Below are 22,813 nucleotides of genomic sequence, written 5' to 3' on the forward strand. Positions count from 1 at the left end.
ACCGAATCTAGCCGAGGACGACGCAGAGGGTCCCGGACAGCGCCAGCAGGCAGGCCAGCAACCGGCGTCGAGTCAGGGGTTCCCGCAGGAACAACCGGGCCAGCAGGATGATGTAGATGGTGGAGGTCTGGTTGAGGATGGCCGCGCTGCCGGCCGCGGTGAACTTCATGCCGGCGATCCAGCACATGAGGGCGAGGTAGCTGCCCAGCACGGTGCCTGGCAGAGCGTAGCGCAGCGTGGGTCGCGAGAGGTTGAAGATCGACAGGAGGTCGCGGGAGCGGCCCGAAAGCAGGATCGTGGGCGCGAGGACGGCCAGCGCCGCGAACTGGCGCATCCCCGTGGCCCAGACCACTGGCTGGCGCTCGAGCACCGGGATGGCGATGACGATGCCGAAGGTCAGGGCCACCATGCCCAGCGCACCCAGCACGATCCCCACGCCGAGGGTTCGCCGCGTGGACCCAGGCGGCGGCGCGCCCTGGGCCGTCACCAGGACCCCCGACACCACCAGCATCATGCCCACCTGATCGATGAGGGTGAGGGTCTCCCCCAGGATCAGGTAGGCGAACAGCGCCACCAGTGGCGAGTAGAGGCAATCCACGATGGCGGTGATGCCCGCCCCCACCCGGTTCAGCGAGGCGTGGAAGAGGGTGTCGGCCAGGGCGATGGCCACGATCCCGCTCAACGCGAGCAGGGCGTAATCCCGGACGGGGGCGTCGCGCCAGGGCGGCATGCCCAGCACCAGCATGGTGATCAGCAGCAGGAAGCCGGAGACCACCACCCGGTAGAAGTTGAGCGCCAGCGGCGGCGCGGTTTCACCCGAGCGCTTGAAGAGGATGACCGCACCGGCCCAGAAGGCCGCGGTGAGTAGCGCGAAGAACTCGCCCATGGCCTGCCTGTCAGTCCTGGCCCGCGCCGTGCGGCAAGGTGATGGTCACCCGGCCGCCGCCCAGGGGCGAGGTCTCGATGCTGAGCTGTCCGGATAGCTGGCCCAGGCGCTCGCGGATATTGAAGAGCCCGAACCCTCGTGGGGTCTGGTTGTCCATCTGTTCGACATCCAGGTCGGCAAGATCGAACCCACAACCATCGTCGTCAACCTGGAGTACGACCTGGCCGTCCTCGTAGCGAAGCACGACCTCGGCGCGGCTGGCCTCGGCGTGCTTGTAGACGTTGCCCAGCAGCTCGCGCGTACCCTGGTAGAGCAGAGTCCGCAGGTCCAGGACCAGGTCCTGGGGTTCGTTGGGACAGGCGAAGTCGCAGGCCAGGCCGCGGGTCTTGCGGAAGCTGCGGCAGAGCCATTCCAGGGCGGCGTCGAGTCCGACCTCGTAGAGCGCCGGCGGGAAAAGCTCGAAGGTCAGAGTGCGCGTGAGCTCGGTGGCGTGGGCGATGATGTCGGAAACCTCCTGCCGTACCGCCTCGGGATCCTCCAGACGGTCCGGGTACTTGAGCAGGTCGGCCTTGGCACGGGCGGCGAAGAGGTCCTGGGCCAGGGTATCGTGGAGGATCTCGGCGAGGCGCCGGTTCTGGCGCTCCTCCACGGTGGCCAGCTGGCTGGCGAGCTGCTGCAGGCGGTGCTGGTAGCGGCGGAGCTGCTCCTCGGCGGCCCGCCGGTCGGTGATGTCCCGGGCCACGGTGAACACGCTGCCCCGCGCCGTGAAGGGGAACGAGCTCCAGGAGAGCCAGCGATGGGTGCCGTCGCGGCAGAGCGTGCGCAGCTCGAGTTCGCGCACCGGTGAGCCCTCGCGCAGCTGGCGGAGCGCCTGCTGCGCCTGGTCGCGATCGCCGGGATGGACGAGGTCGGTGAACGATCGGTCCATGATGTCGTCCCGGGACCAGCGCAGGACCCGGACCCAGGCCGGGTTGACCTGGAGCAGGCGGCCGCTCAGGTCCCCCACGGCGAGCAGGTCGATGGAGAGGTTGAAGAGGCGGTCGCGCTCCTCCTCGATCTCGTGGGTGCGGGTGCGGTCGATGAGCGTGGCGGCGAGCACGCCGGTCCGTAGCCCACAGGTCCCCAGGCGGAAGGCCTGCACCTCGACCTGATGCCAGCGGCCGTCGCCATAGCGCACAGCGAACTCCGCCTCGCGATAGACATGGCGACCGGTCCGGATGGCGTGCACGAGGTCGCGCAAGCGCGCGTGGTCGGTCTCAAGCACATGGGACGCGATCACCTCCTCGACCTGGTAGCTAGCCTCGGGATCGAGACCGAGTTCCGCCAGCAGGATCGGCGAGAAATGGATGCGGCGACTGGGGAATTCCACCATCATCAACGGCAGCTGCAGGCCGGCGAGGTCGCCCACCATCCGCCGTTGCTGGGTGCGTCGCCACCAGTAGCCGCGGAGCATGAACCCGAGGAGCGCCAGCAGCATCCCGCCCACCAGCAAGGCGATCACCATCAGCCCTGTCATGGACCACGCATTCCTTTCCGGTGCCCGGGCGACACCCGCGGCCATTGTCCCCGCTCGGGCGGCGAGAAACAAGAGCTGGTCGCGACGGCCTCAAGTCCAGGGAGATCCGGCCGACCTTGAAGGCGAACCCCTCCCGGGAGCTAACCATGACTCCAGACACCATCACGCCGCCAACGTCGGTCGCCGAGCTCGCGCGCGAACTGGCGCCGGAGATCGCCGACCTACCGCGCCTCTCCCAGGTCATCGAGGGCTTCCTGCGCGACGCCGATCGCGACACCGCCCGCGCGGAAGATCTGGCCCGGGCCCTGCAGCGCGATCCCGTGCTCCAGGGCTGGGTTCTGCGCCAGGCCAACAGCGGCTTCTTCAAGCTGTCGCGGCCGGTGGCGTCGGTGACCGAGGCCTGCGTGGTCATGGGACTCTCCGCCATCTCCCGGCTGGTCTATGCGGTGGCCACCCGGGATCTGCTCCAGCACCGCCTGAGCTGCTACCGCTATCCGGGGCACGGTTTCTGGCTGCACAGCCTGGCGACCGGCTCGGCCTGCCGTGGCCTCGCCAACCTCCTGGGGCCCCGCTCCCCACTGGACGCGGAGAGCGCGTTCGTCGCCGGGCTGCTCCACGACGTCGGCAAGCTGCTGATGGATCGAATGTTGCCGCGGACGACGGGACCGCGGCATGTCACCCTCGCCGAGGAACGGCAGGTCACGGGACGCGATCATGCGCTGGTGTCGGGCGCGGTGGCCCTGACCTGGTCGCTGCCGGGACATCTGGTGGCGGCCATCGTCCATCATCATGATCCGGCGGCCGATCCCGGCGCCCGCCTGATCGCCCTCTCCGACCTGCTGGTGCGCCACTGGGGACTGGGCATCTGGACCTATCCCAAGCTGGATCTGGAGCCGCCGGCGGCCGAACTCCTGGGCCTGGTCGGCGACCTGCCGCTCACCGCCGAGACCCTGGTCCGCTGGTGCGAGGACCTGAAACCGGTCCTGGGCAGCCTCCCCGAGCTGGTCCAGGCCATCGGTCATGGCGCTCCGCCCGAACTGGACCCAGGAACGCCTCAAGCCAATACGGCGCCCACGGATGCGCGGCGGGGACGCCAGCGACGGGCTGCGCGACGACCTCCCCGGCGGCCGCCGAGGCGCCGCCGCTGAGCGCCACGGCTGGTCATTCCTCGCTGAAACGGTCGCGCCAGAGCAGGCCCGGATCGCAAAAAACCACATCCGCCACCGCGAAATCATCGGGATCGAACTCGTCGGGGAGGCTACCGGACTCGAAGAGCTGCCGGAAGGCCGCCGGCCCGCCCAGGCCCTCGGGAGGGCAGAGCCCGGCTCCATCGAGGCATTCCGGGAGGGCACCGGTCACCGGTGGCGCCTCCACCGCCTCCAGGCTCACCTCGTGCTGCCATTCCTCGCCCAGGTGGTAGGTGTAGAGGAAGGGCGGGTGGTCGGGGCGCGCCACGTCACCGACCTGCAGGACCCAGCCAGGCAAAACCGCCTGCCGGCCATGGAAGCTCTCCTGTTCGGGGATGCCCAGGCGGAGCCGCTCGCCGCTGACGGGATGGTCGGCGCTGAACAGGTGCCGGTGGCGGTGGCTCCAGCCCATGGCGTCCTGGATGGCCACGTGCAGGTCCCAGAAGGTGGCGCGGTCGCCGATGCGCAGACGCCGCCAGATCGGGTAGGGGGCCAGCACCAGCTCGACCTTCAGAACCAGCGCACCGGTGGCCGGCTGGCCTGGGAACGGAATGATCTTGTCGCTGCGGTCGGTCATGCGGATCCTTCCCGCGCCGGAGATGGCGATGGTGAGGTGGCCAGGGCGCGCCGGGTGATGCGGCCCAGCAGAACGCTCAGCACGATGACGGCCACCAGGCCCACACCCATGAGCGCCAGTTGCCAAGGTGACGTCGGGGCGCCCTGCAGCGCCACCTCCCCCACGACCCTGGCCGTGTGGCCCAGATAGGCCTGCAGGAGTGCGCTCGGGGCCACGCAGGCCGTGGTCAGCAGATAGGGGACGAAGCGCGCACGGCCCGCGCCCAGCAAGTAACAGAGCAGCCCGAAGTGCAGGGGGCTGAGCCGGAGCAGGATCATGAGGCGCACGCTGTCCGCCTCCGCCAGCGCCAGGAATCGCTGCAGGCGCGGTCGACGGGCGGCGTGGGCGCGGACCTTCCGGGAGAGGATTCCCCGCCCCAGCCAGTACATGATGGTGCCCGACACCAGGCCCGCCAGGGTCAGCAGCGCGGTGGCCGGAACGATGCCGAAGCTGGCTCCGGCCAGGAGTCCCAAAACCGAGACAGGGAAGCCCACGGGGATGAGCAGGGCATGCACGGCAAGGAAACCCAGAGGCGCCAGGGGGCCCAGCCCGTCAAGCCAGGCGCGCACCGCCCCGAAGTGCTGTCGCGCCAACCAGGCGAGGATGACGACGACGAACAGGAGGCCCAGATAGCGCCAGACTTCGTGTCCGGCCGACCTGGTCCGCGGCTCCAGGCGGTCGGCCTCGGGGCCGTTCGTGATGTTCGCGGCGATGGTCATGCTGTTCCCGTGCAGAGGTCCGTGCGTTGGCCGGTAGGGCTGGAGCCAGTTTAATCGCTGAATCGCCGGCTGGAAAGTCCCCTCCGCGTCCCCCATATTGGAGGGGATCGTCCCCGGACTCCGCGGCGAGCGCCTCACGCCCGGCGCCAGGTCCGGCCCGCCTCGATGCTGCGCAAGGGAGACCCGAACATGACCATCGTTCTCGACGGATCCGGACTGACCTGTGAGAAGCTGGTGCGCATCGCCCGCCACGGCGAGAAGGTCCAGCTCGCCCCCCAGGCCCTCGAACGCATCAAGGCCTGCCGCGCGCTGCTCGAGCGAAAGATCGAGCAGAAGGAGATCATGTACGGGGTCAACACCGGGATCGGCGAGCTGGTGAACGTGGTCCTGGACGAGGACCAGACTCGCGACTTCCAGAAATACCTGATCTACAACCACGCCGCTGGCATCGGCGAACCGGCGCCCGTCGAATACGTCCGCGGCGCCATGGCCGGCCGGGTGAACGTCCATGCCCATGGGCACAGCGGCTGCCGTCCCGAGATCACGCTCACCCTGATCGAGATGCTCAACAAGGGCGTCACGCCATTCGTCTGCCAGAAGGGATCGGTGGGCGCGTGCGGCGACCTGGCCCCCATGTCCCAGATCGCGCTGCTGATGATGGGCGAGGGTCAGGCCTACTACCAGGACGAGCTCCTGCCCGGCAAGGAGGCCCTGGACCGGGCCAGCATCCCGGTGCCCGGTCTCCAGGCCCGCGATGGTCTGGCCACCATCAACGGCAGCAACCTGCTGACCGCCATGAGCGCCATCCACCTCCACGACATGGACCGCTGGCTGCGTCAGGCCGAGATCGCCTGCGCCATGTCGCTGGAGGCGCTGCTCGCCAACCTCAAGCCCTACGACGAGCGCCTGCACCAGGTGCGCGGCTTCCGCGGCGCCGTGCGCTCCGCCGCCGCCATCCGCCAGTGCATCGACGGCAGCGACCTGGCCACCGGCAAGATCGACGTCAAGGTGCAGGACGCCTATTCCATGCGCTCGAGCCCCCAGGTGATCGGCGCCGCCCACGACGCGGTGCGTTGGGCCCGCAGCCAGGTGGAGACCGAGCTCAACGGCGTGGGCGACAACCCCATCTTCTTCCCCGAGGAGAACGAGACCCTCACCGGCGCCAATTTCCAGGGCACGCCGGTCTCACTGCCCATGGAGGGCGCCGGCTGCGCCATCACCATGGTGTCGGTGCTGAGCGAGCGTCGCCTGAACCGCCTGTTGCACCCGGCACTGTCGGTGGGCCTGCCGGCCTTCCTGACCCGGGGCGCGGGCATGTTCTCGGGGCTGATGCTCTCGCAGTACACCGCCGACATGATGATCACCGAGCAACGGATCCTCTCGGCGCCCGCGGCCACCCTGTCGATCCCCGCCGCCGCCGACCAGGAGGATTTCGTCTCCATGGGCATGAACACCGCCATCAAGAACAAGCAGATCCTGGAGAACGCCTTCGGCGTGCTGGGCATCGAGTTCATGGCCGCGGCCCAGGCGCTGGACCTGCGCGAGTTCACGCCCGGTAAGGGATCTCGGGCGGCGCGCGAGGTCATCCGCAAGCACGTCGACTTCCTGGAGATCGACCGCCCTCTCTACCCCGACCATACCAGGATGCGTGAGCTGGTCCGCTCGTGCGCCATTCTCGAGGCCGTGGAGGCCGCCGTGGGCCCGCTGGCCCCTCCCGACGAGGACGACGTGGCGCCGCATCCGGTGCACTGAACGGACCCGCCGCTTCCACGAGCGCGACCGGCGCCTGCCCGGTCGCGTTTTTTTGACCAACCCTGTTTTTCGCCTTGTTTTCGCCTTCGTTCGTTCGTACCATGTCTGCACCCTTGGCACCGTGTTCTCTTCCGGAAGGAATTGCCATGACCTGGACCGATCTGCTCACCGACGCCGTGAATCAGGCCTATTCCCCCACCGATGGACTCATGGCTCTCTGCAGTGACGATGCTCTGGACTGGAAACCGGCCACCGGATCCAACTGGATGACCACCGGCCAGCTCCTGATGCATCTGACCACGGCCTGCGGTTTTTGCTGCAAGGGCTTCGTCACGGGCGACTGGGGCATGCCCGAGGGCATGGACATGAGCGAGATGCCCGAGGGCGACATGCTGCCACCGGCCGAGAAGCTGCCCACCATCGACAGCGTGGCCGAGGCGCGCCGCCTCCTCGACGAGGACCGCCAGGTGGCGCTGCGCATGATCGCCGAGGCCGGCGAGGAGCGCCTGGACGGCGAGATGATGACCGCGCCCTGGGAGCCCGAGGGCATGAGTCGGCCCCTCGGCGCCCATCTGCTGAGCATGGTCATGCACCTGAACCAGCACAAGGGCCAGTTGTTCTACTATCTCAAGCTCCAGGGTCACGAGGTCAACACCATGCACCTCTGGGGCATGTGACCGGTGCGCGTCGCCGCCCGATGGCAACGAGGCCATGCTCGCCAGGAGCATGGCCTCGCCCGTTCCATCTGGGTGCGGTAACTACTCGAAGAGCGCCTTCACCCCGCTCCAGGTCCGCATCTCCACCCCCACCGGCCCCTCGCCCGCGAAGACGAAGACGCCCGGCATGCCGGTGACGGTCTCGCACATGATCAGCTGGTCGGGGAACTCGCCGTTGGAGTAGACCGGCCCGTCGAACCCGGGGATGCTCGGGTTGACCGGCGAGTGGAATTCGACCAGCCACGGATCGGTGAAGGGATCGATGATCACGCACTCCAGCGTGGCCAGGACATTGATCCCAGCGATCACCGGCAAGGGCTCGCCGAAACCCACCAGCAGATCGGTATCCCCCTCGCCGAAGTTGATGCCGGGCGTGCCCAGGACCAGGTCGGAAATGATCACCTCGGGCGGCAGCTCGAAGCCCACCTCGAAGCCCCCGACGGGGTCGATGCTGGGATTATGCAAGGTGATGAAGAGGTCGAAGGAACCAGCGACCACGGGATTCATGTCGTTGAGATAGGCCTCGCCGTCCATGCGCCAGAGACCGAATTCGTCGGCACCCTGGGCGAGAGCGCCGCCGGCGACCAGCGCCATGGCGAGCAGCGCAAACATGGTTTTCATGGAGATCCTCCTCGGTATGCTAGGCGATGGGATCGTTCCAGGACGTCCACGTTGGCTGCAGTGCGCCCGCTGTCATGACGATGAGAAAACCGATGTCGTTCGCGATAGACGTGCACGGAACCATACGTGGGCGCCATGATACCCCACATGCATCCTGTTTTCAACCGACGCCTACGGAATGATGCTTGCATGATCCGGGGCGTTCAACCGGGGCCGGGACTTCCCACCGAAACGAGGCGTCATGCGCAAGCACCAGAAACTCCCGGGCATCGCCCTCGGCTTGCTATTCGCCCTGATGGCCTGCAGCGGCGGCGAGGACGACCCGGTGACGCCGGATCCCGCCGCGGGCGATGCCCCCCCCATTACCGTCGATGGCCTGGTGGCCGATCAGGGCGCCGTGGCCGGTTTCGACCTGCTCCCGGTGTCGGTGGCCACCGCCATCGCCGACACCCTGCGCATCTACTACGGCCACACCAGCCACGGCAGCCAGCTCATGACCGGCCTGGACATGGTCGAGGCCGAGGATGCGGACTACCGCCAGCCGACGGTCCACGAGCCCGGCGGCGACCTCGGACACAACGGCAGCCTCGCCTGGGAACAGGCCACCCGCGCCTGGCTCGCCGACCATGCCCAGGAAACCCATGTCGTGGTCTGGTCGTGGTGCGGCGGCTGTTCCGACAACACTCCCGAGGGCATCGACACCTACCTGGCGGCCATGAACCAGCTCGAGGTGGACTACCCCGCCATCACCTTCGTCTACATGACCGGCCACCTCGACGGCAGCGGGCCCGACGGCACCCTGCGTGCGAACAACGACCGCATCCGCGCCTACTGCCAGGCGCACGAGAAGTGGTTGTTCGATTTCGCCGCCATCGAGAGCCACGACCCCGCCGGCACGTTCCACCCCGACGAGAGCGACGCCTGCGGCTGGTGCAGCGACTGGTGCGCCACGCACGACTGCCCCGAGTGCGGCGGCTGCGCCCACTCGCACTGCTACAACTGCTACCGGAAGGGGATGGCGTTCTGGTGGCTGCTGGGGAGGATCGTGGGCTGGGAGCATTGAGCTCCCAGCCCCTCGAACCAGGCTAGCGATAGCCGAACAGCACCGCCCAGATGATCATCACGATCAGGCTGAGGCCTACGAACAGTGCCGAGAAGCCGAAGATCTTCATGGCGCGCACCATCATGGGATCCATGGGTTCGACCAGGTGCTTCTCCAGCTCGCCCTTGGCCACCAGCTCGGCGTACTCTCGCGGCCGGTCCTCCTTGAACTCCTCCAGCGACATGCGGCCGGTGAAGATGACCGGGTCCATGGGGAAGCGGTCGGGGCGGAAGTGCGTGTTGAAGAAGTGGATGGTGAAGATGAAGCCGGTGGCCAGCAGCGCCTCGTCGCTGTGGATGATGGTGGCCACGTTGATGAACGACCCGGGCAGGAAGCGGGTGAAGAACTCGGGGAACCAGAGCACGAGCCCGCTGAAGCCGATCATGGCCACGCCCCAGAACACCGCGAAGTAGTCGAACTTCTCCCAGTAGGTCCAGCGGCCGTACTCGGGCCGCGGCCCCACCCCCACGAACCACTTCATGGTCTGCACGAATTCCTGGCCGTCGCGCTTGTTGGGCAGCATGGAGTTGGGGTCGGTGAGGAACGCCTTCCAGCTCTGGCCCGAGTGCCGGCGCATGGCGAAGAGCGCGATGATGTGGCGGACGAAGTAGAAGAACGTGACCAGCGCCGCCAGGCGGTGGATCACACCGGTGCCCTGGAACCCGCCGAGCGCCGCGCTGATGGTCTGGGCCCAGCCGAAGTACGAGAACTTCAGCGTCATGCCCGTGACCGCGAGGCTGAGGAACGAGATGATCACCAGGATGTGCAGGTAGCGCGGCAGGCGGCCGAAGCGGCGGAACTGCTTCTCCCCCGGCTTCTGCTCGGCGCGCAGCTGGCGTGAGTGCCGCAGCGCCTGGATCGACCGCGGCAGCCACATCAAGGTGTGGATCCCGAAGAACACGAAGGTGCCCACCAGGAGCGCGGTCATGAACAGCCACGTGTAGTGGATGAACGGATACTTGTCCTTGTCGTGGTGGGTGGCGTGGGTCAGGTAGCCCGCGAACTGGCGGTGCGACTGCGGGTGACATTTTGCGCAGGTCTCGACGATGTTGTCGCGCGAGAGGGTCGAGTTCAGATCCGAAGGTGGCAGGATGTTGTGGGCGCCGTGGCAGTCCTGGCACTTGGCGGTCTCGGTGTAGCCCAGCTTGACGACCTTGCCGTGGAACGTCTCGAAGTAGCTCTCGGTCACGTCCTCGTGGCACTTGCCGCAGGTGCTGACGATCTCGCGCATGAAGCCCTGGGCGTCGGTCTTGGTGATCTCGTGCGACGAGTGGCAGTCGTTGCACATGGGCAGCTTGTGGCCGTCGCGCGCCTCACCGGTGAAGTGGATGCTGCCGTGGAAGGTCTCGAGGATGCCCTCGTGGCACTTGGCGCAGGTGTCGGCGATCCGCGTGCGGTGGATCGTGGAAGCGACGTTGTCGGCCGGCAGCATGTGGTGCGCGGTATGGCAATCTGTGCAGGTGGCCGAGACCACGAGGCCCGCCTGCTGGACCGCGCGACCGTGCACGCTCTCGGCGTAGTTCTCCACCATGCCCTTGTCGCGACCGTCGTAGCGCACGTCGGCCTGGCCGCCCTCGCCGTGGCACTTGGCGCAGAGGTCGGCGATGTTGCTGACGTAGGTGGGCGACCGCGGGTCGAGCTTCTTGCGCACGCCGTGCACGCCGTGGCAGTCGACGCAGTCGGGAGCATCCTGATCGCCACGGGCGAGCAGGGTGCCGTGGGTGCTCTCGTTGAAGAGGTTGACCTGGTCGGCGTGGCAGATGGCGCAGTCGACCTTCTCGATGACGGTGGCGCACGGCCGCTCGTCGTGTCCGGGCGTAGCGCCGGTGTGGCACTGGGCGCACGTCGTGGTGACGTGAGCCGAATCCAGATGCTCGGCCCGGTCGACATAGAGCGAGACGGTCTCGCCGTCGCGTTGCATGGTCAGGTTCTCGCGACCGTGGCACTCGAGGCATTCCTGGTTCGACATGCCCTCATCGTAGAACACGCGCCGGATGCTGTGCGGCTGGTGGCACTCGATGCACGCCGGCACCTTGTCGGGCTTCTTCTCCCAGAGCTCGCCCGCCACCACCTTCTGGTGTACCTGCTCGATGCGACCGTGGCACTGCTGGCACGTCCCGGCCACGTTGTCGCGGTGGATCGACGACTGCGGGTCGAGGTGGTTGCGCACGTCGTGGGCGGTGTGGCAGTCGATACAGACGGCGCTGATGGTGAGCCCGCGCTTGAACAGGCCCTCGCCGTGGATGCTCTGCTGGTAGTGGGCCAGAATGCTGTCCTGCGGGATGTCGTAGAACCGCGCGACCGGTGCGCCCTCCTTGTGGCAGTTGCCGCACATCAAGGGGATGTTGAAGCGGTTCACCCGCGAGGTGGGCTCGCTGGGCGGCAGGATGTCGTGAGCGCCGTGGCAGTCCCAGCAGTGCGGCGCCAGCGGGTTGCCCTTGGCCAGCTCGGTGCCGTGCAGACTGTGCTCGAACACGCCCTGTTCGGCGTCGTGGCACATGGCGCAATCCACCGGCTCGAGCTCCTCGTCGTGCATGTCCTCCAGGCCGGCGAGGTCCTGGTGGCAGTCGATGCAGGACATCTCCTCCTGGCCGTGAACCGAGGCCACGAACTTGTCGGCGTCGATGTACAGCGAGACCACTCGCTCACCCCGGATCTTGGTGAGCTCGGTGTCCTCGTGGCACATGAGGCAGAGGTCGTTGTCCTGGGCCGGCACGGAGGGTGCGAGGATGAGGAGGAGGGTGGTCGCGATCAGGAGCAGAGTGGGGCTGCGACGCATCGGGACCTCTTTTGGTCGGGACACCCGGAGGTGTCATTGCGGAGGCTGGTTGGTGTGAGATTAAAGATCTATCGCATCCCGTCTCCAGTCAATAAGAGGTTTTGTGACAATGACTTGCGTTATCAATAGCGCCCCTATTCTGGCTTTATCTCCTCGTTCTCCTAACCAATCCCTACCGCGAACACCTCGAATGTACGACCAATGTCTAAGGGAATGGCGGATGCAGGAAAGCAACATCCAGAACAGCATTTGCAACGTCCGGATGCGCGGAGATGCCCCAGGACCGACTATCTTCGTCGCGCCCCCGTGATGTCAGGAGAAGCCCGGAAAGGAACCCGTCTTGATCCGCTGGTTGACAGCCTGCTGCATCTACATGGCGGCCGTCCCCCTCACGGCCAGCGCCATGACTTTCCAGCTTCTCGAACCGCCCCGGCAGGCCTACTGGGTCACCCACGCGCTCTCCTCCGATGGCCGCGTGGTGGCCGTGAACGCCGGCGGCCACTACTACCTCTGGACCGCCACCGGAGGCTATCAGGATCTGGGCCCCGGTCACGAACTCACCGCCAGCGTTGGCATCTCCGGCGACGGAAGAACCGTCTGCGGCACCGTCCTGAACCCGATCACGGGACAACGAACGGCCGCCGTCTGGCGGGCAGGCAGCGGCTGGACTCCACTCGTGGCCAGGCCGACTTACCCCACGAGCGTCGACCGCCAGAGCAGCTGCTACGCAACCAACCAGGACGGCACGGTGGCCGTCGGTCTGACCTGGTCCTCAGCAGGTGCCACGGCGTTGCACTGGACAGCCGCGAGCGGAGTCGTTCCACTGCCAGACTCCGGCCACGGCAGCCGGGCCTCGGACACCGCCATGACAGCGGACGTGGCCGTGGGTTTCGATGAACACCCCAGCACGGGCCACCGACGCCCGGCCCGCTGGGTCGCTGGCCGCCTCCAGCTCCTGGCCCAGCCCGAGCAGACCGGGGAGGTGTACGCCATCGATGGTAGGGGAGAGCGTTTATGCGGTCAGCTCGACGGCCGCGCCTTCTACTTCGACGACACCGCCGGCCTGGTGGACATGGGCGTGCTCGGCGACGGCGCCTGGGACCAGAGCCTGGCGGCCGACGTCTCGGACCGAGGGGTGGTGGTGGGGTGGAGCGGATCGCCAGCCTGGGACGACCTGACGGCATTCGTCTGGACCGCCCGATCGGGCATGCTCCCGCTGCACGAGTGGTTGACCAGCCTCGGCGCGAACATCCCCGGAAACATGATTCTCGCCGACGCACTCGAGATCAGCAACGACGGCTCCGCTATCCTGGGCACCTGGCGTGATTCCGACATGAGCCGGAGCAGCTGGCTGGTCACCGGTCTGACCGCCGCCGATTACGAGACCCTGCCGGTGGCCAGCCGAGCGCCCGACACCTCGTGGCCGCCTCCATCCGATCGTCAGGTCTGGCCGCCGCCGCCCAAGGCGCCCGGCCAACCCCTGCGCCTGCGCTGAGGGCCGCCTCATGAGCGATGCATGGCCAGACCGTACTCGAAGCGGGTATACTCCAGCCGGCGCCCACTGTGGCAACCGTGTATGCATCACCCAGCTCATGGCCGAGAGGATCGTGCCGTGCTCCTGAAAGGCCTCCAGGCCGTCGCCTTGATCCTTCTGTTGGCTGCCGGCACCGCAGCCGGAGTTCGACCTCTGCCGGTCGGACCAAGATTCGAGCACCTGACCGTGGACGACGGCCTGCCGGACAGCTCTGTCCGCGCCATGGTCCAGGATCGCCTTGGCTTCCTCTGGCTCGGCACGCAGAACGGCCTGGTTCGCTTCGATGGACGGGTCATGACGCCCTTCGCCCCCCTCGACGAGGTATCTGGCCGTCCCCAGAACCTGGGTACCATCGCGCTGATGGAAGACCGTGAGGGAGCGCTCTGGATCGGCACCTTCTCCACAGGCCTCTGGCGCCTGCGTCCTGATCGGGGAACCTTCGACCACTGGGGACCGGACTGTCCCCCGGAACGGCAGCTGGGCGGCTTCCAGGTGGAAAGCATCTGCCAGGCTCCAGACGGCACCATCTGGGTGGCGACGGGAGAGGGATCCCTGGCGAGCGTCGATCCGGAAAACGGTCTCGTGCAACACCTACGACGAGATTCCGGGGCGCCGGTGGAGACGGCGCCACCCGACACGGCCCAGACCTCGGTGATGGTCGATACTGCCGGGCGGCTCTGGGTCACCAGCGAGGGCTGGGGGGCAGCCTACCGTGTGCCGGGATCGGAGCGCTGGCGGCATTTCCGCCACCAACCCGGGGATCCCGCCAGCCTGCCCTCGGACATCGTCACCCAGGTACACGAGGACGACCGGGGCCGGATCTGGCTCACCACCCGCCACGGTCTCGCCCGCTTCAATCCGACGACTCAGGGCTTTACACGCTTCGTACCGGGCCCCGACGCCCCCGACGCCATCGCCAACTACCTGGTGAAGGTCGCCCATGACCAGGATGGTCGACTCTGGCTGGGCTCCGCCATGGGCATGTTCGGCTTCGATCCGGAGACCGGGGCGTTCGAGCATTACGACCACGACCCCGACCTGACCGGGTCGATCCTGCGGGGACCCGTGCTGAGCGTTCTCTGCGACGCTTCGGGCATCGTCTGGGCCGGCACCTGGCATGCGGGCCTGAACAAGCTGAACCCCGCGGCCAACGTCTTCAGGATCCAGGATCACGACGGCGACGATCCCGGGTCGCTGGATTACGATGCGGTGCAGGCGGTGTTCGAGGACTCGCATGGCGTGCTCTGGGTGGGAACCGGAGAACGGACGATGGGCGTCAATCAGGGCGGGCTCAACAGCCGGCTGCCCGGGGAGGACGTGTTCCGCCACCACCGTTTCTCCCCCGACGATCCCCTGCAGCCCACGACCGTCTACGCCTTTTGTGAAGACCGCCATGGCGACATCTGGATCGGCACGGACCGGGGCCTGTGGGTGCTGGCGAGCGGCCGGATGATTCCCGAACGCGTGCCGGGGCTGTCCACCCCCGGCGCACCCCTGCATCACAGCACGGTCAATGGTCTGGCCATCGATCTGCAGGGGCGCATCTGGGTCGGCGGCTTCGCCAGCGGAATCCGGGTCTACGAGCCCGCGACCAGTAGCATGCGGACCCTCACCACGGTCGGATCCGACCCGGCAGTCCCGATGGGACGGAACGTGCACAGCTTCTACCGCGACCGTCAGGGCCGGATGTGGGTTCTCTTCGACGCGCGCGGCATCGCCTATTACGACCCGGCGGCGGAAGGCCTGGTCCCTTGCTTCGACGCCGACCGTGGCCTCGTCTCCCCCCTGGCCGCCGCCGAGGACCTGCAGGGCAACCTCTGGGTGGGCACCTTCGCCGGCCTGCTGAAGCTCGACCGTTCGGGCCAGGTGGTCGAGGCGATTGGCAGCCGGGAGGGTCTGCCCAACGAGATGGTCGGTTCCGTCCTCGCCGATGGGACCGGCCGGTTGTGGTTGTCAACGGCAAACGGGTTCGTCTGCGTCGATCCCCGGACCCGCGACATCCGCACCTACGACCGCAGCGACGGCCTGCCGACCAACGAGGTCCATTTCGGACATGCCCGGGGCAATGACGGCACCCTGTATTTCGGAGGTCCGCGCGGCCTGGTCTCGTTCGATCCGGATGGCTTCCACAGGTCCGAATTCGTGCCACCGGTGGTCATTACCGAGCTGCGGGTCGCCGATCGCCAGCTGCGTCCGAGTCCGGAATCGGTGCTCGCCGTCGCGGTCGAGTATGCGGACGAGGTCCGGCTCCCCCATCACCAGAACGATCTCACCCTGGGTTTCGCCGCCCTCCACTACGCCCACCCCGAGCGCAATCGCTACCGCTACCGTCTCGACGGCGCCGACGATGACTGGCGTGATCCCGGTCGCCAGCCACGCGCCTTCTACACCAACCTCGCCCCCGGCCGCTACACCTTCCGCGTCCGGGGTAGCAACGCCGACGGGGTCTGGAACGACGCCGAGACCACCCTGGCCATCCGGATCCGTCAGCCGTGGTGGTTCTCCACCTGGGCCGTGACGGTGTACGTGCTGGCGGCCCTGACCTTCGTGGCCCTGGTCTACCGCCAGATCATCCAACGCGAGCGCATGCGCACCGCCCTGGAAGTGGAGCGCGCCGAGGCCCATCAGCTGCAGGAACTCGACCGGCTGCGCACCCGGTTCTTCGCCAACGTGTCCCACGAGTTCCGTACCCCCCTGACCCTGCTGCGCACCCCCCTGAAGCAGCTGCGCCAGAATCCCGACACCGGTGACGCCGACCTCTTCGCCATGATGAGCCGCAACGCCGACCGCCTCGGCCAGCTCATCGACCAGCTCCTGGACCTCTCTCGTCTCGAGGCCGGCCGCCTGCCCCTGACCTGGCGCTGCCACGACGTGACGGGCTTCCTCGCGGGTCTGCTGGTCGGATTCGAATCCGTGGCCCGCGAGCGGGGCATCGACCTGCAGGTGAACCTGCCGGCCACCCCGGCCATGCTCTGGTTCGATGCCGACGTGCTCGATAAGATCATCTCCAACCTGGTCTCCAATGCGGTCAAGCACACGCCTCGGCAGGGCCGGATCGAGGTCCGGGCCGCGGTCGCGGGAACGGTGGCGCCCCGATCCATCCCCCACACGCCCGGATCAGGCCGGTCATCGGCCGAGGGCCCGGCCCGGGCGTTGACACTCTCCGTGGCCAACACGGGGTCCTACATCCCTCCCGACGAACAGGATCTGGTCTTCGACCGGTTCCACCAGCTGTCGGGAGGCAGCGAGGCCGGCGGCGTGGGCATCGGGCTGGCGCTGGTCAAGGAGCTGGTCAGCCTGCTGGGAGGTTCGGTCCGGCTGTCGAGCGAGCCCGCCGCAGGCACCTGTTTCTCGGTGGAACTGTCGTTGTTCACCACGGCTCCGCCGGGGGCAGGCGCGGCCGCGGCACCGGTCGCGGACTCCGCCTCGGATCACGGCGCGTCGGACCCGCATGATGCGGCCGACGAGGACGAGGACGCGGCTGCACCCGCGACGCCCCGGGTCCTCGTGGTGGAGGACGATGCCGACATGTGCGCCTACCTGTCGCGGGAACTGACGCCGGCGTACGATGTGCTCACCGCCGCCGACGGCGACGAGGGGCTGGAGATGGCCCTGGCCGAGATACCCGATCTGGTGGTGTCGGACGTGATGATGCCCGGCCGCGACGGCTTCGATCTCTGCCGTCACCTCAAGACCAACTGGCGCACCAGCCACGTGCCGGTGATCCTGCTGACTGCGAAGGCCGGAACCGAGAGCCGCCTCGCCGGGCTCGAACAGGGCGCCGACGACTACCTGGTCAAGCCCTTCGACGCCCGCGAGTTGCTGACCCGCATGGCCAATCTCATCGCGCTGCGGCGCCAATTGCAGGAACGATTCGCAGCTCAGGTCCAGACGGTCCAGCTCGAGGCCTTGCCGGTGGTCTCCATGGACGACCGCTTCCTGAAGCGATGCCGCGAGATCATCGACGAGCACCTGGACGACGAGGACATGACGGTGGAGGACTACGCCCATCAGGTCGGTCTGAGCCGGGCCCAGCTGCACCGCAAGCTGAAGGCTCTCACGGACCTCAGCCCGCGCGAATTCATCCGGTCCCATCGCCTGATGCGGGGCGCCGAGCTGCTCCGAGGCCGTTTCGGCAATGTCACCGAGGTCTCCTACGCCGTGGGATTCAAGAATCCCAGCCATTTCGCCCGCTGCTTCCGCGAACAGTTCGGGGTCCCTCCTTCCTCCTTTCCGGACGATTTAAACGGCGATTCTTGAGACATAAAACATTACGCTATAACACGTTGCACGTGATGCAACATGGAGCCTCAATATTGCGACACCGCTGTTAGCGCGGATGTCTGCCAGGCGGGTATCTTCCAGCTCGTCGAGACCGGCCGCATGTCGCGGCCCCGTCGCCGGTCGGACCGCCGGATGAAATCGATGAGCCTGAACGCCAGCATCTGGGGACCCTCCGCCCCCGCCGACAGCCGCCCCGACCGAGCCTCGGCCGGCCACGGCCTGTTGAGCCGCAACTACTCGTACACTGCCGCGTTCTCCGGTTCGTGTCGCGACTGGGACCTGGCGCTCTGCCAGCTGAGCAGGGGCGCCTTCCGCGGCAAGCTCATGCAGCTGGTCCTGCCGGACCTGCACCTGAGTCGCTGGCGCGCCAACCAGGCCCTCGAACACCTCGGACGCGGGCCTCAGGGCATGCGTACCCTCATCATCCCCGCCGATCCCGGACAGCGTCTCACCTGGTTCGGCCAGAGGGTGGACGACGGTCAGGTCCTGCTGCTGCCCACGGACACCACGGTCTTCGCGGTCACGCCGCCGGGGCTCGACATCTTCGCCGTCTCGGTGGCCGAGGACACGCTGGAGGCCCGGCTCGATTCACGAGAGTTCCTGGCCCTGGGCCGCGCGATCGCTGGCCGTGACGCGTGCTTGTTCACCGTCCCCGAGATCAGACGGATCCGCGCCGGCCTACACCGCCTGCACGCGACCCTCCCTCGCAGTACCCGACGAGTGCTGTGCCACGTGTCCGCCGACGAGATCCTCGACGATCTCATGCCCGGCCTCGTGCAGGCCGACCTCGTGGAGCCGCGCCCCCTGCGACGGCGCGACCAGGCTCTCATCGCGGCCCGCAAGCTGATCCTCGAGAACGATGCCGAGGATCTCACCGTCCAGGATCTATGCGACGCGGGCCAGGTCAGCGAGCGTACACTCCAGTACGCCTTCCTTGAACACTACGGGATCAACCCCAAGCGTTACCTCACGGTGTATCGGCTCAACTGCGTCCGCGACGATCTCCACCGCTTCGGCGGTGGCGACCTGAAGGTCGTGGACGTGGCAAACCGCTGGGGTTTCTGGCACATGGGCAGCTTCGCGGCCGACTACCGGACGCTCTTCGGCGAGCTCCCCTCGGAAACCCGACAGCGCGCGCGGCACCAGCGCGGTGACCTGATCCATCGACCGTCGACGGCGGACCCGATCCAGGACCTGGCCGGCTGGGTCGCCACCTCGCTTCGCTCCTGGAACCTGCTCTAGCGAGCCAAGGTCAAGTTCCTTCCAACCTGGAGAGTACGAACGTGATGCGATCCATCTTGACTGTATGTCTGCTCACGATCATGACCGCTGCGGCGGCTCTCGCGGACGTGAGCCCTCGCCTCGAGCGAGCCCTGGCCGATCCTGACGGACCGCTGCGCAAGGCCGACGGGACGCACGCCGTCTGGGTTCGCTTCACCGATCGCGGCCTCGACGAGGCCGCTCTCGACGCCGCCCTGGTCGACGCCGCGGCCATGCTCAAGCCACGGGTTCTCCTGCGCCGCACGCGAACGAAGGGCGCGAACGAACCCCTGGTGAGCGCTCGCGACCTCGCCCCCGCCCGGCGCTACGTGGAAGATGTGGCGGCCACCGGCGCCGCGTTGAGGCAACAATCCCGCTGGCTGAACGCCGCCAGCTTCGACGCGACCGATGCCCAGATCGCCGCAATCGCCGCCCTGCCCTTCGTGGCCGAGGTGGAATTGGTGGCCGTCGGTGATCGTCGGCCTCCCACGCCGGACGATCGTCACGAGGTCACGGCGGACGAGCGCCGGGCGGCCAGGGCCGCCGCCGAGGGCCGCGGTGTATTCAATTACGGTGGCAGCCTGCCCGCCGCCGAGCAGATCAATCTGCCGCCGGTGCACGCACTGGGCCTCAGCGGCGCCGGCGTCGTCATCGGCATGCTCGACTCGGGCTTCCACACCACCCACGAGGCCATGGCCCACCTCGAGATCCTCGCGACCTGGGATTTCGTCCACGGCGACCCCGACGTGGCCTACGATCCCGAGCAGGACGAGATCCCCTGGCAGGCCGACCACGGGACCAAGACCCTCTCGGTCATGACCGCCTTCATGGACGGTGAGATCGTGGGCTCGGCCTACGGTGCCGCGGTGATCCTGGCCAAGACCGAGGACCTTGCCGACGAGACCCCCGCCGAGGAGGACAACTGGGTGGCCGGTATCGAATGGCTGGAATCCCTGGGCGCAGACGTCGTCACCAGCAGCCTGGGCTACTACTACTGGTACGATTTCTCCGACCTCGACGGCAACACCGCGTACTGCACCATCGCGGCCGACATCGCCGTGAGCCACGGCGTCGTGGTGTTCAACTGCGCCGGCAACCAGCGGGGCGACGCCGAATTCCCCCACATCATCGCTCCGGCCGACGGCGACAGCGTGATCACCGTCGGCGCCGTGGACGTGGCCGGCAACCTGGCCGACTTCAGCTCCCCCGGCCCCACCTACGACGGCCGCACCAAGCCGGACCTCACCGCCAACGGCGTGAGCGCCCACACCATCGCCGACTGGAACGACTACAGCTACATGGGTGCCAGCGGCACCAGCTACTCCACACCGCTGCTGGCCGGGGTGGCTGCGCTCCTGCTCGAACGGCTGCCAGACCTCAGCCCCCTCCAGATCCGCGAGGCCCTGCGCGAGACCGCCGACAACAGCCCACGGCAGGACGACGACTTCGGCTGGGGCGTGGTCGACGCCCTGGCCGCGCTCCACTACTACGGCCCCGCCATCGCCCACACCTCCCCTGGCGACACCGAGGACACCACCGGCCCCTATGTGGCCACGGCCACCATCACCAGCCGCGCGGGGCTGGACGCGCCGACCCTGGCGCTTCACTGGCGCGCAGACGGCGGCCCCTGGCAGACCGTGGCGCTGACCCCTGCCGGCGACGACGACTACACGGCCCCGATCCCCGGCCAACCCGTCGGCACCCAGCTGGAGTACTACTTCGAGGCCGGCGACAACGACGGCATCGTGCTCACCCATCCCCTCGCCGCCCCCTCGAGCCTCCATTCCTTCACGGTGATCACCGACACCCTCGCGCCCACCCTGGAACACGTCGGGCTCATGACCCAGACGCCCGGCATCTGGCCGCCCACGGTACGCGCCACGGCCAGCGACAACATCGGCATCGACCGCCTCGAGCTGACCTACCAGCACAACGGCGGCGCAGAGATGGGTCCCTTCGTCATGACGCCGGCGGAGGACCACTACCAGCTGGTCTTCCCGCTGGCGAGCGTCCAGGTGGGTGACGAGCTGGTCTACCGGCTCACCGCGGTCGACGCGTCCGGGGCCGCCAACACTACCGTGAGCGACCCGTACCCGGTGTCCGTGCAAACGCACCTCGGATCGGTGCTGGTGATCGACAACGGTCCGGGCGGCGAGCCGAGCGCCGCGCTCGACGGTCCCGAGAGCGGCGCCGACATCGCGCTCGAGATCACCGCGAGCGCCGAGCTCATCGCCGGTTGGCTCATCAGTTCAGGCTATCAGGTGGACCAGATCGGCTATGCCGGAGTGACCGACCAGGCTCTCCTCGGCCGCGACGCCGTGGTGCTGTCATGCGGCAGCAACGGCGCGGCAGCCGGCAGCGGCAACCTGCGCAGCACGCTGCTGTCCTGGGTCCACGACGGTGGGCGCATCCTGGTGGAGGGCGGCGAGGTTGCCTACGCCGCCATGGAGTATCCCGGCTTCCCCGATTTCGCGGCCGAGATCCTGCACATCGACGCCTTCTATGGCGACTGGGTCTACGACTACCTGGCGAATCAGGACCTGACCTGGCATCCGCTGCTGAACCGACCCCACCGGCTGGGCAACGAACTCCACGTGAACTCCCCCGGTCCCTATTACAACAACCTGGCGGACGTGGTGCTCGGCGCCGCCGGCACGCGGATCCCGTACCGCACCGTCTACAATGCCGCCACCGGCTGCGTGGTCACCTGGGACGACAACTCGGCCGTCGAGGCCGGCCAGACGGTATACATCTCCCTGGACGTCAGCTTCCTCGACGACGCGGTGGGGCGTGACCTCATGGCCAACGCCATGTCCTACCTGCTGGCGCCCGAACCTCCGGGCGGCGCCACCATCGCGGGCACGGTCTCCCTCGCCGACGGCACCGACCCCGCGGGCGCGGTGGTCTCGTGCCGCTACGGGTCCACCCTCGTGGCACCGGACGGCCGCTACGAGTTGGCCGGACTCTACGGCGGCACCTTCCTGGTCACCGCGACCAAGGACGGCTATGCCCCCGCGAGCCAGACGGTCGAATTGATGGACGACCAGTACCTGGGCGGCCAGGATTTCGTGCTCTTCCCCGTGTCCGAGGTCCACTACACCGAACAGGCCGACTTGCCGATCCCCGACTACGATCCCGAGGGCGTAACCAGCGTGATCAGCGTGTCCGAGGCGGGCGACCTGCTGGGCCTCTCCGTGGATATCGATATCAGCCACAACTACATCGGCAACTTGATCGTCACCCTCACCAGCCCCCAGGGCACGACCGTGACCCTTCACGACCACACTGGTTCGAGCGCCGACGACATCGTGGGAAACTGGCCCGCGACCCTCTCGGTGGACGGACCGGGCCTGCTGGAGGATTTCCACGGCGAAGACATCCAGGGTGACTGGACGCTCTTCGTGGCCGATACCAATTACGCGGTCTGGGGCACGCTCAACGCGTGGGGCCTGAACCTGCTGGTGGCCCAGCCGGTGACGGCCGTCGAATCCGGAGACCTGCCGCTGGCCACGCGCCTGGTCGGCAATTTCCCCAACCCGTTCAACCCGCAGACCGTGATCGCCTTCGAGCTGCCCCGCACGGGACACGTGCGCATGGACGTGCACGACCTGCGCGGACGCCTGGTGCGCCGCCTGGTGGACGACGGATACGTCGCCGGCTGGCACCAGGTGAGTTGGGACGGGCGTGGTGACGGCGGTCGTAATCTGGCTAGTGGGACCTACTTCTGCCGTCTAGCGACTGGCGATGAGACGCAAGTGCACAAGATGACCCTGGTTCGCTGATGTGGACCGGCTAGTCAACCATTGATCGTCTTCTATTAAGGCCCCGAGCTTCGCTCGGG

The 22,813-nt window shown here is 67.7% G+C and carries 14 protein-coding genes; 8 read left to right on the forward strand and 6 right to left on the reverse strand.

Translation table 11 applies throughout. The features are described 5' to 3' along the window. Positions 1-7: 7 nt before the first annotated feature. Positions 8-886 (reverse strand): DMT family transporter, encoded by an 879-nt coding sequence (locus IFSED24_RS05660; protein ID WP_491334244.1) that lies wholly within the window; start codon positions 884-886, stop codon positions 8-10. 10 nt (positions 887-896) lie between these two features. Beyond that, positions 897-2,402, reverse strand: coding sequence for a PAS domain-containing sensor histidine kinase (locus IFSED24_RS05665; RefSeq protein WP_491334245.1), 1,506 nt, complete (start codon positions 2,400-2,402; stop codon positions 897-899). Positions 2,403-2,548: 146 nt separating this feature from the next. On the opposite strand from IFSED24_RS05665, the gene IFSED24_RS05670 reads away from it, so the two are divergent. Next, positions 2,549-3,550 (forward strand): HDOD domain-containing protein, encoded by a 1,002-nt coding sequence (locus IFSED24_RS05670; RefSeq protein WP_491334246.1) that lies wholly within the window; start codon positions 2,549-2,551, stop codon positions 3,548-3,550. Positions 3,551-3,563: 13 nt separating this feature from the next. Here the strand turns inward: IFSED24_RS05670 and IFSED24_RS05675 are convergent, their stop codons facing one another. Both IFSED24_RS05675 and IFSED24_RS05680 read right to left on the reverse strand, forming a co-directional pair. Beyond that, positions 3,564-4,166 carry a plasmid pRiA4b ORF-3 family protein gene (locus IFSED24_RS05675; RefSeq protein ID WP_491334247.1) on the reverse strand — a complete coding sequence of 201 codons (603 nt, stop codon included), beginning with the start codon at positions 4,164-4,166 and terminating at the stop codon, positions 3,564-3,566. Further along, the gene (locus IFSED24_RS05680; protein WP_491334248.1) at positions 4,163-4,924 is read right to left on the reverse strand and encodes a TVP38/TMEM64 family protein; all 762 of its coding nucleotides are present in this window, start codon (positions 4,922-4,924) and stop codon (positions 4,163-4,165) included. The genes IFSED24_RS05675 and IFSED24_RS05680 overlap by 4 nt, the downstream gene beginning before the upstream one ends. Before the next feature lie 189 nt (positions 4,925-5,113). Between IFSED24_RS05680 and IFSED24_RS05685 the strand changes: the two genes are divergently transcribed. Together IFSED24_RS05685 and IFSED24_RS05690 are read left to right on the forward strand one after the other, a co-directional pair. Then, positions 5,114-6,676 carry an HAL/PAL/TAL family ammonia-lyase gene (locus IFSED24_RS05685; RefSeq protein ID WP_491334249.1) on the forward strand — a complete coding sequence of 521 codons (1,563 nt, stop codon included), beginning with the start codon at positions 5,114-5,116 and terminating at the stop codon, positions 6,674-6,676. A 146-nt stretch (positions 6,677-6,822) separates the two neighbouring features. Then, positions 6,823-7,353 carry a DinB family protein gene (locus IFSED24_RS05690; RefSeq protein ID WP_491334250.1) on the forward strand — a complete coding sequence of 177 codons (531 nt, stop codon included), beginning with the start codon at positions 6,823-6,825 and terminating at the stop codon, positions 7,351-7,353. An 81-nt stretch (positions 7,354-7,434) separates the two neighbouring features. Here the strand turns inward: IFSED24_RS05690 and IFSED24_RS05695 are convergent, their stop codons facing one another. Beyond that, complete coding sequence (locus IFSED24_RS05695; protein ID WP_491334251.1) at positions 7,435-8,013, reverse strand: hypothetical protein; 579 nt, start codon at positions 8,011-8,013, stop codon at positions 7,435-7,437. Between the two features lie 241 nt (positions 8,014-8,254). On the opposite strand from IFSED24_RS05695, the gene IFSED24_RS05700 reads away from it, so the two are divergent. Continuing rightward, entirely contained in the window at positions 8,255-9,076 is an 822-nt protein-coding gene (locus tag IFSED24_RS05700; RefSeq protein WP_491334252.1) for a hypothetical protein, read from the forward strand. Positions 9,077-9,098: 22 nt separating this feature from the next. Here IFSED24_RS05700 and IFSED24_RS05705 read toward each other — a convergent pair whose 3' ends face one another. Continuing rightward, positions 9,099-11,894, reverse strand: coding sequence for a cytochrome c3 family protein (locus IFSED24_RS05705; protein ID WP_491334253.1), 2,796 nt, complete (start codon positions 11,892-11,894; stop codon positions 9,099-9,101). 340 nt (positions 11,895-12,234) lie between these two features. Between IFSED24_RS05705 and IFSED24_RS05710 the strand changes: the two genes are divergently transcribed. The 4 genes from IFSED24_RS05710 (at position 12,235) to IFSED24_RS05725 (ending at position 22,754) form a co-directional block, all read left to right on the forward strand. Further along, on the forward strand, positions 12,235-13,389 hold the full coding sequence (locus tag IFSED24_RS05710; RefSeq protein WP_491334254.1) for a hypothetical protein: 1,155 nt from the start codon (positions 12,235-12,237) through the stop codon (positions 13,387-13,389). 117 nt (positions 13,390-13,506) lie between these two features. After that, positions 13,507-17,688 (forward strand): hybrid sensor histidine kinase/response regulator transcription factor, encoded by a 4,182-nt coding sequence (locus IFSED24_RS05715; RefSeq protein ID WP_491334255.1) that lies wholly within the window; start codon positions 13,507-13,509, stop codon positions 17,686-17,688. Positions 17,689-17,853: 165 nt separating this feature from the next. Further along, positions 17,854-18,954: a helix-turn-helix domain-containing protein gene (locus tag IFSED24_RS05720; RefSeq protein WP_491334256.1), complete on the forward strand. Its 1,101-nt coding sequence runs from the start codon at positions 17,854-17,856 to the stop codon at positions 18,952-18,954. A 44-nt stretch (positions 18,955-18,998) separates the two neighbouring features. Further along, positions 18,999-22,754 (forward strand): S8 family serine peptidase, encoded by a 3,756-nt coding sequence (locus IFSED24_RS05725; RefSeq protein WP_491335032.1) that lies wholly within the window; start codon positions 18,999-19,001, stop codon positions 22,752-22,754. The last annotated feature ends 59 nt before the right edge of the window (positions 22,755-22,813 follow it).

The sequence above is a fragment of the Candidatus Latescibacter sp. IFSED24 genome (genome assembly GCF_058273205.1).

What these genes read in the sequence shown, in the direction of transcription:
- IFSED24_RS05705 (WP_491334253.1), bottom strand. Translation starts at nt 11,894, where the DNA reads ATGCGTCGCAGCCCCACTCTGCTCCTGATCGCGACCACCCTCCTCCTC.
- IFSED24_RS05670 (WP_491334246.1), top strand. Translation starts at nt 2,549, where the DNA reads ATGACTCCAGACACCATCACGCCGCCAACGTCGGTCGCCGAGCTCGCG.
- IFSED24_RS05685 (WP_491334249.1), top strand. Translation starts at nt 5,114, where the DNA reads ATGACCATCGTTCTCGACGGATCCGGACTGACCTGTGAGAAGCTGGTG.
- IFSED24_RS05690 (WP_491334250.1), top strand. Translation starts at nt 6,823, where the DNA reads ATGACCTGGACCGATCTGCTCACCGACGCCGTGAATCAGGCCTATTCC.
- IFSED24_RS05660 (WP_491334244.1), bottom strand. Translation starts at nt 886, where the DNA reads ATGGGCGAGTTCTTCGCGCTACTCACCGCGGCCTTCTGGGCCGGTGCG.
- IFSED24_RS05700 (WP_491334252.1), top strand. Translation starts at nt 8,255, where the DNA reads ATGCGCAAGCACCAGAAACTCCCGGGCATCGCCCTCGGCTTGCTATTC.
- IFSED24_RS05725 (WP_491335032.1), top strand. Translation starts at nt 18,999, where the DNA reads ATGCGATCCATCTTGACTGTATGTCTGCTCACGATCATGACCGCTGCG.
- IFSED24_RS05665 (WP_491334245.1), bottom strand. Translation starts at nt 2,402, where the DNA reads ATGACAGGGCTGATGGTGATCGCCTTGCTGGTGGGCGGGATGCTGCTG.
- IFSED24_RS05675 (WP_491334247.1), bottom strand. Translation starts at nt 4,166, where the DNA reads ATGACCGACCGCAGCGACAAGATCATTCCGTTCCCAGGCCAGCCGGCC.
- IFSED24_RS05680 (WP_491334248.1), bottom strand. Translation starts at nt 4,924, where the DNA reads ATGACCATCGCCGCGAACATCACGAACGGCCCCGAGGCCGACCGCCTG.
- IFSED24_RS05720 (WP_491334256.1), top strand. Translation starts at nt 17,854, where the DNA reads ATGAGCCTGAACGCCAGCATCTGGGGACCCTCCGCCCCCGCCGACAGC.
- IFSED24_RS05695 (WP_491334251.1), bottom strand. Translation starts at nt 8,013, where the DNA reads ATGAAAACCATGTTTGCGCTGCTCGCCATGGCGCTGGTCGCCGGCGGC.